Annotated in this window: 11 protein-coding genes; 6 read left to right on the forward strand and 5 right to left on the reverse strand. The window is 30.3% G+C overall.

The features are described from left to right. Positions 1–350 precede the first annotated feature (350 nt). Genes B6F84_RS05025 through B6F84_RS05035 form a run of 3 tightly spaced genes read right to left on the reverse strand, consistent with a single transcriptional unit; the run spans position 351 to position 3,228 of the window. The gene (locus B6F84_RS05025) at positions 351–1,289 is read right to left on the reverse strand and encodes an ABC transporter ATP-binding protein (RefSeq protein ID WP_148691224.1); all 939 of its coding nucleotides are present in this window, start codon (positions 1,287–1,289) and stop codon (positions 351–353) included. Then, on the reverse strand, positions 1,264–2,220 hold the full coding sequence (locus tag B6F84_RS05030) for an ABC transporter ATP-binding protein (protein ID WP_148691225.1): 957 nt from the start codon (positions 2,218–2,220) through the stop codon (positions 1,264–1,266). Before B6F84_RS05030 ends, B6F84_RS05025 begins: the two co-directional genes overlap by 26 nt. Before the next feature lie 6 nt (positions 2,221–2,226). Next, positions 2,227–3,228 carry an ABC transporter permease gene (locus B6F84_RS05035; protein WP_148691226.1) on the reverse strand — a complete coding sequence of 334 codons (1,002 nt, stop codon included), beginning with the start codon at positions 3,226–3,228 and terminating at the stop codon, positions 2,227–2,229. 139 nt (positions 3,229–3,367) lie between these two features. On the opposite strand from B6F84_RS05035, the gene B6F84_RS05040 reads away from it, so the two are divergent. The 5 genes from B6F84_RS05040 to B6F84_RS05060 all read left to right on the forward strand — a co-directional run bounded on the left by B6F84_RS05040 (position 3,368) and on the right by B6F84_RS05060 (position 8,389). Next, on the forward strand, positions 3,368–5,335 hold the full coding sequence (locus B6F84_RS05040; protein WP_236749072.1) for an ABC transporter substrate-binding protein: 1,968 nt from the start codon (positions 3,368–3,370) through the stop codon (positions 5,333–5,335). Between the two features lie 225 nt (positions 5,336–5,560). Further along, positions 5,561–6,427, forward strand: a complete 867-nt coding sequence (locus B6F84_RS05045) for an ABC transporter permease (RefSeq protein ID WP_148691227.1) — start codon at positions 5,561–5,563, stop codon at positions 6,425–6,427. Then, on the forward strand, positions 6,424–6,912 hold the full coding sequence (locus B6F84_RS05050; protein WP_148691228.1) for a hypothetical protein: 489 nt from the start codon (positions 6,424–6,426) through the stop codon (positions 6,910–6,912). The genes B6F84_RS05045 and B6F84_RS05050 overlap by 4 nt, the downstream gene beginning before the upstream one ends. Then, entirely contained in the window at positions 6,909–7,394 is a 486-nt protein-coding gene (locus B6F84_RS05055; RefSeq protein ID WP_148691229.1) for a hypothetical protein, read from the forward strand. The genes B6F84_RS05050 and B6F84_RS05055 overlap by 4 nt, the downstream gene beginning before the upstream one ends. Next, entirely contained in the window at positions 7,391–8,389 is a 999-nt protein-coding gene (locus tag B6F84_RS05060) for a MupG family TIM beta-alpha barrel fold protein (protein WP_148691230.1), read from the forward strand. The genes B6F84_RS05055 and B6F84_RS05060 overlap by 4 nt, the downstream gene beginning before the upstream one ends. Here the strand turns inward: B6F84_RS05060 and B6F84_RS05065 are convergent. Both B6F84_RS05065 and B6F84_RS05070 read right to left on the reverse strand, forming a co-directional pair. Then, entirely contained in the window at positions 8,382–10,934 is a 2,553-nt protein-coding gene (locus B6F84_RS05065; RefSeq protein ID WP_148691231.1) for a GH116 family glycosyl hydrolase, read from the reverse strand. The genes B6F84_RS05060 and B6F84_RS05065 overlap by 8 nt on opposite strands. A gap of 31 nt (positions 10,935–10,965) precedes the next feature. Beyond that, positions 10,966–12,078 carry an MFS transporter gene (locus B6F84_RS05070; RefSeq protein WP_148691232.1) on the reverse strand — a complete coding sequence of 371 codons (1,113 nt, stop codon included), beginning with the start codon at positions 12,076–12,078 and terminating at the stop codon, positions 10,966–10,968. Between the two features lie 203 nt (positions 12,079–12,281). Here B6F84_RS05070 and B6F84_RS05075 point away from each other — a divergent pair, with 203 nt between their 5' ends. After that, positions 12,282–15,140 (forward strand): alpha-mannosidase, encoded by a 2,859-nt coding sequence (locus B6F84_RS05075; protein ID WP_148691233.1) that lies wholly within the window; start codon positions 12,282–12,284, stop codon positions 15,138–15,140. Positions 15,141–15,218 lie beyond the last annotated feature (78 nt).

Here is a 15,218-nt window from a genome sequence, read left to right on the forward strand (position 1 = left end):
TATAATCTTTATATAATTTATGACATAAAAAATGATAATATATCTCTGATATTTTGGTAATTATGATCCTATTCAGAATTAGTTATCATATATAATATTTTGACTATAGAATTAGTTAAATCTTTTTATACTTGCAGGAATTATAATTATGACTTTTTTTCTCTATATAGAAAGTTTACTATCTTTTCTTAGGTCAAAATAAAAATTTAGATAATTTATTAGACTATCTACTAAACAATTTATATCTTCCCAATTTTATCTAATATAATGTAAAATTGAGACCTTCAAATTAACTAGTATAAAATATAATAGAGAAAATAAGTTATGATTAAATTAAGAAAAGATTTTTATCAATATAGATAACAATATACTTTACGTTGTCCATTTTCTTTCAGATCAGGAAATGATTGTTTACAAATATCTTTTCTATATTCGCAATATGGATAAAATGGGCATCCACTTATCTGCATTTTTTCGTTTTCAGTTAACTCTATTTTATCGGTTTCTTTAGGTACAGAATTTATATCTATTGTATTTTGTACAAGATATTGAGTGTATGGATGGAGAGGTTTCTCTAAAATTTCGTTCATAATTCCGTCTTCTACTAATCTTCCCTTATATAGAATTAAGGAGTTTACTCCTCCCAATTTATAATCAAAATATCTTGCTAAAGCTAAATCATGAGTTATCATTATTATCGTTAGACCTTTCATAGCTAAGTCTATGAGTAAATTTAATATGCTTAATCTGTAAGAGGCATCTAACATTGAAGTTGGTTCATCTGCAACGATTACTTTAGGATGTGTAGCTAATGACCTACCTATATTAGCCCTTTGGAGTTGACCTCCTGACATTTGATGAGGATATTTATAGTATTCATTTTCTGTCAGTCCTACTGACTTTAATAACGATATAGTATTTTCCTTAACGTCTTTTCTCCCCATATATTTCTTAACTACATATCCTATAGATTCTCCTATAGTTTTATTTGGATTAAAAGCTGAAATTGGATCTTGCATTACGTACTGTATTTCTTTTCTTACGATTTTCAATCCTTTTCTTTTATTTTTCCATATATTTATATTATTATATTCGTATGTACCACTGGTTATTTTTTGTAATCCAACTATAACTCTGCCCAAAGTAGTCTTACCAGCCCCACTTTCTCCAATTATTACAGTATGTCCATTTATTTCTGTAGTTATGTCTCTGAGAGCGTAAAATCCTTTACTTCTAGATAAAAAGCCTCCACCAAACTTTACGTTAATTTTTTCCATTTTTATTTGCATAGTTTATGCACCTTACAACTCTTCTATCATAAGTATAACTTTCTGGAGTCCAAACTTTACACATATCCGTAGCATATTCACATCTATTACTAAATGGACAACCAGATAGAGATATTTCTCCTTCTCTTATTGGTTTTAACTGTGAAATATCACCACGTAAAGATGGTATAGATTTAAGTAAAAATGTAGTATATGGATGATATGGATTAGTCATGATTTCTTCTGTTTTTCCTACTTCCATTACTTCTCCTCCATACATTATAACTAATTTCTGTGTCAAGTATTTTGCTAATGCTATATCATGAGTAATGAAAATTATCGCTATATTTAATTCTTTATTTAATTTTCTAACATTGTCCAAGATATGCTTCTGCGTAACAACATCTAGCGCACTTACTGGTTCATCCATTATTACTAATTGTGGATTTAAGAGCAAACTTAACGCTATGAGAACTCTTTGTTTCATTCCTCCACTAAGTTCATGTGGGTACATTTCTAGTACTTTACTGTCTAAATTAACCATTTTTAATAATTCTTTAGCTCTTTCTATTATCTCTGTTGGATCTTCCATGCCGTGAGACATTGCAGTATCATAAAAATGATCTATGATTTTCATTGTTCCATTCAGAGAATTCTGGCTAGCTTGAGGAACATAACTTATCTCTCTCCATAAAATTTGATTTTTAAATTCCCTATAATTCATTTTAAGTATATCTTCTCCATCAAATAATATCTCGCCTTTCGTTATTTTCCCTGGTGGCCTTATAGCCCTTATAATAGCTTTAGCTAAAGTTGTTTTCCCTGAACCACTTTCTCCTATAACGCCTAGTATCTCTCCATTATCTTGTGAAAAACTAACATCATCTAATGCAGATATTCTTTTTTTCTCGACGTAATACTCTACGCTTAGGTTTCTTACTTCTAGTAACAATTTAAATCACTCCTGCCTTACTCTTGGATCTAATAAGGAATAAGTTAAATCTGCTAAAAGTACTCCTATAACTACTGCTAATACTATTATAACGAATACTCCCATTTCCACCGGATAATCATTAGCTGTTACCGAGTTATACAGTAGTAATCCGACTCCAGCATAGCTAAATATTTCTTCTACAAATACTGATCCACCAAACGAAAAGCCTATTGATAAAATTAAACTAGTATACAGAGGAAGTATTGAATTCCTACCTACATATTTAGTTTCTATTTTATTATCTGAAACACCTCTAATTTCTGCAAAAGTAACGTAATCTTCTCCTAAAGTGTAAATAGTATTTGCTCTCATATGCAATGCCCAGCCCACTAAATTTACTAACGTTAATGTTGCTATTGGTAATATCGCATGATATAATACACTCACTATAAATGGAATATTAAAACCTGGTGTTACCGACGGAGAGTATGTACCGCCAGTTGGAAATATTCCCAATTCATATCCTAGGAAGAATAATAAGAATATACCTAAAATGTATATAGGAATAGAACGTAATATAGTAAAGAACATGGTTAGTGTTGAATCTGTTTTAGTGCCTCTCTTATAACCCATCTTTTCTCCTATTCTTATACCTATGAAGAAACTAATCAGAATTGAAGTAGAAACAATAAATAATGTCCAAGGTAAAGCTTGCGCTATTAATTTAGTTACTGGTTCTTCATAAACTATACTTATACCTAAATTTCCATGAAGGAAATTCCATAAATAACTTAAGCCTTCTACAAATGGATTTCCATGAGGTCTAAGTGTATTTAAATAATTCTCTAAGCTAAGATACTCCGCTTCTGCTCTTGGACCTCCCATAAATGCTGAAGGAGCAATCCTATTAATTAACACGTTTGCTGGACTCTCTGGCGAGTACTCTAGCAAAAGCCAACTAATTATTATAGTAACTAATACAGTCATTACTGCCATCGTTGCCCTACGGATAAAATACGCTTTCATATTTCTATGTTATGTATATTCACTTTATTAAAGCTTAATTATATAGTGAAACTTATACTTAAACGTATACTACATTATGAATCTTTACTAGATTTTTATTTTATGATAAAGTTTATATATCATTAAATGTAAATACAATATGATTAGTAATATGGCTAAACAAATTTATGTTCGAATCATAAGTATAATAACCGTTTTAGTATCTATATCAATGCTATTAGCTCCATCAATGATAGCATCTTCTCAATCTTCCTCTTCATCTACTTTAACTATAGGTTGGGTTACTTCATCTCCATACACAAGCCTTTCTACATATAATCCTAATATATTCTCTCAAGGCTTAGGAGGAGCATTCTATGGATTAGTATACGCATATTCTGCCGTACTTAATGTATCTAATAATCAAATGATTCCTGGAATAATAGAGAACTGGTCATTTTCTCCATCAAATTGGGTTCAAGAATATAATAATATTTCAACCGTAAACGTAACTATGCACTTAAATCCAGAATATCACTGGGCAAATGGACAACCGGTAACAGCATACGACATATTAGCTACATGTTTAATTTTAGATGCCTATGGAGCTCCACCATATCCAAATTATACAGTAATTAATAATTATACAATAACAATATCCTATCCCAAAACATATGTGTCACCATATTTACCACCTTTCACATTACTTGATACAGTAGGCTTAGGAGAAGTTGCAGTAATTATAAACTATAATTTATGGAAACCTATAGTAAGCCAGATAGAAGCTAACTTTACTAATTTACAAGATGGAAAGATAAGTCCTAAAGTATTTAGAAATGAAATACATAGTTTTAATCCTACATTGTATGGCCCAGTTTCCGCTTCATATAATGGACCTTTCTATGTAGCTGGTATAACGTCAAGTGAAATAGTATTAGATAAGAACCCATACTATCCTACTGCTAACAAAATACCGTGGAATCAAGTAATAATATATCAATATTCTAGCTCTGATGATTTATTAGCTGCGCTAAAGACTGGCCAGATAGATCTATTATATTCGGGTGCTACATCGCTTCCATCAGCAGACTTTTCAGCATTACCTAGTTATTATAAAACTGTATCAGTACCGAATCCAGGTGGATATGCTCTATATTTCAACTTTAAGAATCCTTGGCTGAGTAATGTTCTAGTTAGGCAAGCTATAGCATATGTACTAAATAGAACATCAATTGCATATGCAGGTGGAGTAAAATACAAACCAGTAGGTATTCCTAATGGAATTCCAGACTTTAGCTACTTTAAAGAGTTTATGACTCCAGCAGTTTCCAATCTTAATCCATATTCTACAAACTTAGCTGAGGCTACAAAATTGCTCGAAGAAGCTGGATTTACGCAGAAGGGTGGAGTTTGGTATACTCCTAACGGATCTCAATTTACTCTTAACATAGTAGATGTAATTTCCAATTCACCTGGTGTTGAAAATATGCTTACTGTTATTGAAGATGAATTAGATAGTTTTGGAATCCATACTACCTATTCGATATCTCTAACAGTGTCAGTAAACCATGAAATGTATGCTACTGGAAAAGGATATGATATTATACTTCAAGATTGGGGAGGATACTATCCTGGAACAGTAGATTGGGGATTACCGTTAAGTTATCTAGGTGGATATCCGTACAATGTCACTCAATGGGATCTTCTAGCTACGTTACCAAATGGTAGTGTATATAATTTAACTAAGCTATACGAAGAAACTACTGCACCAAATTCTACATCCCAATTAATCTCAGCCAATGATGAAATAGCTTATGCAATGAATTATTTCCTACCAATCTTACCATTAGTGGAACAAAGTTATACTATCACTTATAATACTAAGGCATTATCTGTCCCACCATCTACGTCGTCTTTCTGGGAAAATGCGTTATACGGAATAGGTGGTACTGGATTCTTGCAAGTAGGATTTAATTATGGTTATTTAACAACCCCAGTTACAACTACTCATACAACTACTCATACAACTACAACTACATCAATTTCTACAGCTGAATATGCTGCTATTGCTGTAGTAGTTATTATCATAATAGTAGCTGCTATATTATTATTAAGACGTAGAGGTTAAAGATAAAATTGTCTCCTTATAGACTTTTTTTGGCATTTGGATATATTTTTTTATTACTTTCTTTATTTTCACTTATATTTGACTATGAAGATGCTGGATTATTTTTAATTACATTAATTGTTTTATTTATTTCGTTATTTGCGATATTTTTTTCCATTTATAAAATAAGGAAAGAAATAAAAAAGGGAATAAGTTAATAAGGTTGTATTCAATATAGTATATTATATGAATATACTTAAGTATGTTAAGCTTATATGGGGAAATAATAAAAGTAGAATAGGTTTAGTCATTGTATTGCTTTATATATTTATGGGATTTATAGGTCCGTATTTCATACCAAATCCTATAGTTGTTAATGTTAATCCTTTAAATGCGTTCAAACCTCCAGATTTAACTAATTTTTATTATATATTAGGTACTGGACCTATAGGAGAGAGTATTTTAGGAAATATTGTATGGGGTGCTAAATATATATTAATTGTAACTTTCTTGGCTGGTCTCTTCGCTACTCTTATTGGAATTTTGGTGGGAATAACAGCAGGTTATATGGGAGGAATAATTGATACAGTGTTAATGAGTGTAAACGATATAGTTATGACTATGCCTTCTTTGGTTCTATTAATTATATTAGCAGATATGTTTAGAACTACAAATCCTTTCGTTATAGCTGGAATATTAAGCGTTACTGGCTGGACTGGATTAGCCAGAGCTATTAGATCTCAAGTACTTCTTCTTAAGTCAATGCCGTATATAGAAATGTCTAAAGTATTGGGATTAAGTAGCTTCCATACAATTTTTAAAGAAATTATACCTAATCTTGGATCTTATATAGCAATACATTTTATCTTTAACGTAGAAGGTGCAGTTTATGCTGCTGTTGGTTTGTACTTCCTTGGCGTTTTACCAGTAAATCCTAATAATTGGGGATATTTAATAGATCAAGCACTAGCAATGGGTGCTATATATCAAGCTAATGATATATGGTTTTTGCTATTTCCATCATTAGCTGTGATCCTATATATGCTAGGTCTTATATTATTTAGCTATGGTATTGATGAAATTACTAACCCAAGATTAAGGGTAAGAACTTGAATATTCCTTTTTATGTTTACAAAGATATTAGTATTGATGGATTTTTTATAGATAAAATTTCAGCACCAGAAGATAGAATATATCTTATTACAACTCCATGTAAAAATGATGAGAAAAATGGGTTAGCTCCTTTGCCTATACAAAAGGTTTTAGAATTATTAAAAGAAGGATATTCAAATCTTCATTTGGAAAGAAAGCCATTAAGTGCTATTGATATAGCTGAAACGTTTTATAATCAATCCTCCTACATCAGAAGAAGGGAGAATGAAATCAGAATTAATCTATTAACTAAGATGTACATGAATTTATACAATAACCTATTTAAAAAGATAAATTCTGAATATAAGTTAGCATGGTATAAAGTAGAATTAAAAGAGAGCAATACAATCTATATCTGTGAAAGTATGAATAAGTCTTACACTCTTCTTTATTCTAAGGATAAAATATTTAAGAAGAATTTTGATATGTATCTAGGATTAAAATGAACAAGCAGATTATATTATCTTTAGTGATTATAGTTATTGGAGTACTATTATCAATTTTTACCTTTATTATTTCATCTGAAGTACTTTATTCTACGCATGTAAGTGAGAGTTTAGGAGATTATAGCTCTGCTACAGTTAATATTCCGCACCAATATGGGGAAATAAAAATAACGGGTAATATAAATGGTTCTGTTAATTTATATTTATTGAATTATCCTACTGAAGTTAATCTAGGTAATTTTAGTGGAAGATTAGATTTATCTCATATCGATAATGGATATAATGAACTACTTTTTGTAAATAATCAAAATCCTTCTAGCTTAAAGTTAACAATATTGATTACTAATACAGCTTTTGCTACTGCTGGTTATACTCTTTCTTCTCTCGCATTAATCATTGGAGTAATTATTCTAATTTATGGTGTAAAATTGAGAACAGAAAAATCTAAAGCGTATAAAACACAGCATAGAAGGAGAAAATGAATAGGAGAATAGGATTTAGCATATTTCCTGGATGGAAAGAAATTAAAGAAAATCAAATTGAGTTAGTAAAGAAAGCTAGAAATTTAGGCTATTCAGACATATTTTTTGGTATAGGTCCAGGTACTCATTGGAAAACAGAAGTAATAGAAGCTTTTGAAATCGCAAAAGATATTTTGAAGTACGCAGAAGATTATTATACATTTGTCGATATAAATCCAGAAATTCTAAATAAAATAGGGTGTAATCCAAAGGATATTTCAAAGATTACTAAAATAGGATTCAAGGGAGTCAGAGTCGATTATGGATTCAATAAGGAGGAGATTGTAGAGATAAGTAAGCAAGCTAACGTAGAAATTAATCCGATGGAAATTTCTGAGGAAGAAATAAACTATATAATAAAAAATGCTGATCCTGAAAAAATTCAAGCTACTCATAATTACTATCCGGTCAAATATTCTGGTATGTCATTAGATTTTTTCGATAGAATTAATCGTAAGTTTAAAGAATATGGAATAAATATAGGAGCCTTCATATCACATCCTAAGTATAAGCTTAGAACTACGTTAGAAATGTTAAGAGACATTGAACCATTTGACTCATCTAATTTTTTGTTCAAATTTGTAGATAGAGTCATAATAGGAGATCCAATACCTGATGATAAATCATTAAATGATATCGCAAATATAGTTAAGAGTGAAATAACTCAAATAAGAATAAATTTATTAGCTCACGATGAGGAAGTAGAAAAATTCTTAACGTCAGATTTTATAGTTGATGAATACAAGGATATAGGAATAACTTGTCATGGAAGATACAAATATAATAAAAAATGCTTAACCAAAATATTTAAAAAAGGTGTTGCAATATCTGGAAACGATTTAATGGTATTTACTAAGAAAGGAGGTATAGGAGAGTTTTCGTTAATAGGCGAAATAGATGACATTAATCTTGAAATTTTAAGGAGAAGTAAAAAGATTAAAGTTATTCCTAAATGATTTCTAATACATCCCCCTCCTTCAAATTCAGATTAACTAACACTTGCATCCTATCATTCTCTTCCACCTTAAATTCTACATTAACCCCATTCAATTTAATTCCAGTAGGCTTATGTTTCAATTTTAACACATTTAATTTAAGATTCCCACTCACTACAGTAATTGTGATATTAGATCCATTTACACTAATTTTACCCCACGCAGAAGGCAACAACAAAATCCACGCTAACTGATTCACTGCAGGATCTATTGACAAGGAATTGCTAAACGCATCATACACTAAACCCTCAAATGCCGGAATTATCGTAACAGCTGAAAGTGGCCTAAGATAATGAGCTCCCCACTCTAAATGATTCCAGAAGTCTCCAGCCACTGTATATTTATCATAAATTTCTTTAAGCACTCTGACTCCCTCATTCACCATTTTTTCATATATCAAATGAGATGCTACATAAAATTCAACACCACTCCAAGGCGTATCCAACTGAATAGTAGCAGGAAGATTTAGAGCATTTTTATAATTACTTTGTAATGGCCTATACCCATCCGGGTACGCTCCATTAATTACTCCTTCCTCCTCCTTAAAGTTGTAATTCATTATAGACTTCAAAGTCCTTCTAATAGTTTCTTTGTCTAACAAGTTCATATCAAGTAAAGTCATATACCATTCTCCTATTAACTGAGACGCATTAGAAGCTTTATCCCTATATCCTGACAAGGGATCATACCATAGATCGAAATATTCTCCATTCCACAAGTATTTAATGAAAGTCTGCAAAGGTATATCATACTTATAATCTTTTTTCAATTTAAAAGAAGCTTCATTAATAGCGTTTAGAGAAGCCAACCATATTAATGATTCAAAAGATGTGAGTCCAAGCATAGTCCAATCATCGTAAGTTTGCATACTCATCGTAAGCATATCATATCCTAAAATAGGTAAAATATTATTTGATACTCCCCTTATAGAATCCTTAAATTCTTGAAGCAAGACTCTCATCCATTCTATTCCTGCCGGTAAACGATTATATATTAGTCCCTCATATGAATGAGTTCTTAGGATTGAATCTATGGAGTCTTTTGCTTTATCATAAATACTAGCTAAAAGTTCCTTGTCTCCTGTCATTTTTGATGTTAAATACCATAATAATACAAATTCAGGATTAAGATCATTTCTACTATATTCATCTACCTTCAGATTATCTGTAATAAAATGAGGTACTCTTCCTTTAGGATCTTTGCCTGTTTCTTTTACTATTTCTTTTACTGTATTAAGAAGTTTTTCAAAGTTAGTTGGTATTGATGGATCTTTGGATATTTTTTCCAAATATTTCTGTCTATTCTCATTTATAGCTAACGCATATATTATATAATCAAGTTTATTTTCATCTAAGATGTTTGATGCAGTATTTTTGATTATGTTTTTCGCAAATTCTGGAAATAAAACCAAAATTGAATACATAGAATAAAGTAGAACATCTATAGTATTGAGTGCAGTATGCAATGGACCATCTGTATAAGGATATTGGCCATTTTTTCTTACGTCTGCTGTGTTAAAATAACCTTCCCAGATTCCGAAAAATCCATCCTTTCCTAGCCAAGTAGATTTTATTAAAGTAGATAATTGAGATCCTACTAAATCTGATATCCAATTTTCAATACCTTGAGAAAAATACATCAAGTCATGGAATTGAGTTGTTTTCGTCTCTAAGTAATTTAAATTTGAGCTAACGTAATCAACCACGTCTGCACAACTGGAAAAGAAGTTTTCGTAATAATGTCCTATCTTCTTTCCATTTTCTAACAAGTGGTTTGGAAAGTACCAAGAAATAATTATTGTGACTTCTTTCCCTCTGGCACCTATTAAACCTATATTATCACCGCTTCTTACCGTGATTTTTCCTGTTTGTCTGAATTCACTCCATTCTTTTAAATTAGGGAATGAGGTTAATTTAGATGTGAATGGTTTTTCACCTATTATTTTTACGCATAAGTTTCCATTGTACCTAGGGTCTCTATCGCTTGTATTGCCAGAGAATATTATCATATCATCTCTAGTCTCTATTTTTCCGTTTTCAAAAGGATTTTTGATTCCGAAGATAAAGTCTGAGGGTTCGTCTGTACTGATTTTTAGTATTGCTGTTGGTAGGGATGAGTTTTTTATGTCGTGTGGGATGAATGGTGAGAAGGCTTTCATTTTTACGTTGAAGGAGTCTTTGAATGTTAGATAGGCTATTGGTGGTTCGCCTATGTATTCTATTTCTTTTATTGGTTTTAACCATGGTACGTTATAAGGACTTGCTCCGTAATAATAGTCAAAAGATTGTAAAATTCTCGTTTTGCCTTCATTATTTTTAACTGCTATGAATGAATCAAGCTCATTAAGGTAGTAAGTGTATCTTAAGTCTTGTCTTTCTGCGTAGCTTCCGTTATTGAATATTGTCCATTCGTATAGTCTTCCGTCTGCTCTTATGTCAAAAGAGCCTGTTCCTATTCCTCCTAGTGGTACTCCAGAACCTAAAGTATACGAATATGTATATTTCATACTTCAACAATAGTATACTAATATAAATAACTTAATAACTAATCTCCTTTTTACCTCTAGAGAATATTATTGATGCTACAATTAATCCAGGCAAAATCGGGAATATCTGTTCTGGAAGTAAAGAATTACCTATTAATACTTCAATGAGAGAGAAAAATATTCTCCCAGAATTTAGGAATATTTGCCTATTTACTAGAAAATTTGTCAATAAACTTCTGTCCATATTACTCCAATTATAAACATCGATTACAGGATAAATTAATGGAGAAGTAACATAAAATGTAACTAAATATATTAAAGGAAAGAAAAATACTGATATACTAGCTATTGTAATAGCTAAAGAGGAAGTAAAAACTAGTTTAAATTTATTAACTCTATCTATCAGTCTTTGTCTTATTATGTATATTGATAATAGTGAGATCCCAGTTAATATATATGTTATGATAGCAAAATTTGTATAAGATCTAGCGATTTGATATATAAAAATTGTATTTAAATTAGATAAAACATAATTTACACCGCTTACAATAGTTAGGGAAGTCATAGTATATTTATAGGATTTATTCTCGTTAAAGATCTTAAAACTTCTTTTTAAGTTAAATTTATTATCTATATTTGTATTTTCTACTAATAGAACAACAAATATCAAAGTTATTGATGTAATAGAAAACAATATTCCGTATCCAAACTGATGGAAAATAGATAATATACCACCATAAACTAAAGGAGATACTATACTGCTAATAAATCCTAAGTATGAGCTCTTATTAAAAAAACTCATTTTTTCTGGTATTTTATAAAATATAACATCCCAAGCAAACCAATAGCATCCTTGAGCTATTCCATAAAGCATTCCAAGGAAGAGAGTATAATGAAATGCATTAATGTTCAGTAATAAAAGAGTCAAGTAAAATACTATATAGAGACCTATTCCTATCTTATAAAAAGTAAGTATTTTTCTATATATATTAGTTATATACCCTACAAAAATATATCCTAATAAAATGAATACAGATGTAAATAAAATGAAACTCAAAGAATAATAAATTGATGAAGTAACATAAATATATAGACTAAGCAAAGGTGATGAAAAACTATTAGCCAAACCAAATATCCAGGAAGCGATAAGGAAATTTTTCCTCATATAGGCAATGAGCTACTCTATAATCAAATAAGCTTTACTAATACTAGTTAAATACCCAAAATTTTTTTGACTACAAATCATATATCTTGGAATAGCTTGCAATAGAACGTTGATTTTTCCATGCATTTATTATCTTAATTATCAATAGACATCTAATTTTAAACCGAAGCTGTTTTATCCTTATTACTTAATATAGATATGAAATGAGAAACGAGAAAGAAATAAATCAGAGATTATCATATGTTTTAGCTAATTCTTTTAATAATATACAATATTTATCTTGGAATAATCAAAAATTACATATAAATAACGATAAAGAAAATTCATTCCTAATGATTTTTGACTATAAAGGTTCAGGATTAGTGAAAATAAATTCCAAACCATTTTTTGCATTAGATGGATTTCATAATTATTTTCAATTGCCAAAAGGAGATCTAGAAATCACAATAGAAATGTCTCCTTTTAGAGCATTTGGAGAAAAAGTAAAAATTGAATATGGCACTCCAGTGAAATTTAATAGAAACGATTCAGCATACTTACTTTGGATTTACGGAATAACTACTTTAGAATTAGCTAAGGAATCGTCTAATTATTTAAAAGAAGAATTACTACAGATTTTGAGCGAAACCCTAAGACTGGCTCCATTTGTAACCGTATCTAGAGATCAATTATTCTTAGCTAGCAAGTACTGGAATAATTTTCCCTCGTATCTATTGGATTTCTCAGAAGGAATGGACCAAAAGGAAGGAAACGAAGATTTTACAGAAGCATTAAATTATTTGAGAGATAAAATTTCTGAGTTAGGGCCTAAAATTGGATCAGTATATGCAATTGCTCATGCACACATGGATACTGCGTGGTTATGGAATTTTGACGAAACTAGAAGGAAAGTAGCTAGAACTTTTTCCACAGTTCTTGAACTCATGGATAAATACAATTTTACTTATATGCAAAGTATGGCTTTATATTATGATTGGATAAAACAAGATTATCCAGAATTATTTGAAAAAATAAAAGAAAAAATAAATGAAGGAAAATGGCTACTAGGAGCTGGATGGGTAGAGTTTGATGCTAATGTACCATCTGGAGAATCATTAGCCAGACAACTTCTATATTCTCAAGAATTTTATTTGGAGAACTTCGGAAAGACTGCTGAAATATTATGGTTACCTGATACTTTTGGATTTTCAGCACAATTACCTCAGCTCATGAAATTATCTGGAATAAAAACATTTGCTACTCACAAAGTTTTCTGGAATGATACCAACAAGTTCCCTTACTCTTTATTCAATTGGATAGGAACTGATGGAACTAAGATTCCTTCTATTGCGTTTGGAAATGGAGATGGAGGATACAATTCCACTTTTACAGTACATAGTATATTAGAGCAATGGAATAATTGGAAAGATAAAGATCAACCAATGCTATATTCTTATGGTTATGGAGATGGAGGTGGAGGACCAACAGAAGAAATGCTAATAAGATCTAAGGTAATAGATGAATTTCCATATTTACCTAAAATAAATTATGGTTTTCCTAAAATTTCTCCAAAAAATGATTGGTATGGAGAATTATACTTGGAAACACATAGAGGAGTTCTAACTTCTCACTCTAAGATGAAATACTTACATAGGAGAGCTGAATTTTCATTGCGTGAAGCAGAAATATGGTCAAGTATTGCTGGGAATTATGATGAAGAAAAAATAAAATCACTATGGAAAATATTGCTCAAAGATGAATTTCACGATGTACTTCCAGGATCAGCAATAAATGATGTATATAAGACAGTTTATCCTGAATTACAGTATATCGTAGACGAAAGTAAAAAAATTACTAAAGAATCAATAAGAAAAATTTTAGGAGAAGGAGAAAATTGTTACGTATTTAATTCTTTATCTTGGGACAGGGAAGACTACATAGTAGTAAATGAAAAGATGGAAGGCTCACAAAAGGTAGATCAAGGATATTTAATTAGAGTAAAAGTTCCCTCTATAGGTTATTCTTCTTGCATTCCTGAAACGGACGGAGAAGTTAAAGTAAATGGATTAGAAATTGAAAATGAATACTTAAAAATCTCATTAAATTCTGAAGGAGAAATAATTTCCTTGATAGATAAGGAGAACAATAGAGAAATAATGATGGAGGAAGGTAACAAGCTAGTTTTCTACGAGAATATTCCAGGATGGGCTGATGCTTGGGATATTGAGTCATCTTTTAAGGAAACTTCCTTTGAATTAAAGGCATACAAATATGAAGTTATAGAGAATGGTCCACTAAGAGCAGGAGTAAGATTCCATTATAAATTTAGAAATTCAGAAATAATTCAGGAAGTTTATGTTTATGCAAAAAGCAGAAGAATTGATTTTAGAATTATTACAACTATTCCAGATAGAGAATTATTGCTTAAGGAATGGTTTAATTTTAATTTAAACGTTACTGAAGCTACTTTTGAAATTCCTTACGGTGTTATTAAGAGACAGACGATAAAGAACACATCATGGGATCAAGCAAGGTTCGAAGTACCCATGCAAAAGTGGTTAGATATATCAGAAGATGATTATGGAGTAGGTATACTTAATAATGGAAAATATGGAGTTTCAGTAGAAAATGGTAAAGTAGGAATTTCTATATCCAAAACGCCAATTTATCCTGATTACGAGACAGATAAAGAAACAAATGAAACAATAATTTCAATTTATCCCCATAAAGGAAATTGGAAAGATGCAAAAGTATATAGAAAGGCTTACGAATTAAATTCGCCTCTAATTGTAGAAAAGGGTAAAGCATTAGACAAATCTAAGAGCTTTGTAAAAGTTAATAAAGATAATATAATTATAGAAAGCATTAAGAAATCTGAGGATAATCAAGGAATAATTGTAAGAGCATATAACATTCTCAACTCTAAAGGAAAAGCTGAAATAGAATTATGGTTCTCTCCAAGATCAGCAATATCTACTGACATCTTAGAATTAAATGATGTTAAAAGGGTGATAGATACTATTAATAATAAAATAATATTTAACTACTCTAATTATGAAATAATAACTCTCAAGATAACGTAATTTTTTATCTAGCGGTATATAACTTACTACAAAAGTTTATATCCTTACTGTTATACTTAGGTTTATCTATTATAGTAT

It is taken from the genome of Acidianus manzaensis (assembly GCF_002116695.1).
GTDB lineage: Archaea > Thermoproteota > Thermoprotei_A > Sulfolobales > Sulfolobaceae > Acidianus > Acidianus manzaensis.

Bases quoted from the DNA above. Each gene is read 5' to 3' on its own strand.
- B6F84_RS05025 (WP_148691224.1), bottom strand. From the start codon at position 1,289: ATGCAAATAAAAATGGAAAAAATTAACGTAAAGTTTGGTGGAGGCTTT.
- B6F84_RS05035 (WP_148691226.1), bottom strand. From the start codon at position 3,228: ATGAAAGCGTATTTTATCCGTAGGGCAACGATGGCAGTAATGACTGTA.
- B6F84_RS05040 (WP_236749072.1), top strand. From the start codon at position 3,368: ATGATTAGTAATATGGCTAAACAAATTTATGTTCGAATCATAAGTATA.
- B6F84_RS05045 (WP_148691227.1), top strand. From the start codon at position 5,561: ATGAATATACTTAAGTATGTTAAGCTTATATGGGGAAATAATAAAAGT.
- B6F84_RS05055 (WP_148691229.1), top strand. From the start codon at position 6,909: ATGAACAAGCAGATTATATTATCTTTAGTGATTATAGTTATTGGAGTA.
- B6F84_RS05060 (WP_148691230.1), top strand. From the start codon at position 7,391: ATGAATAGGAGAATAGGATTTAGCATATTTCCTGGATGGAAAGAAATT.
- B6F84_RS05065 (WP_148691231.1), bottom strand. From the start codon at position 10,934: ATGAAATATACATATTCGTATACTTTAGGTTCTGGAGTACCACTAGGA.
- B6F84_RS05070 (WP_148691232.1), bottom strand. From the start codon at position 12,078: ATGAGGAAAAATTTCCTTATCGCTTCCTGGATATTTGGTTTGGCTAAT.
- B6F84_RS05075 (WP_148691233.1), top strand. From the start codon at position 12,282: ATGAGAAACGAGAAAGAAATAAATCAGAGATTATCATATGTTTTAGCT.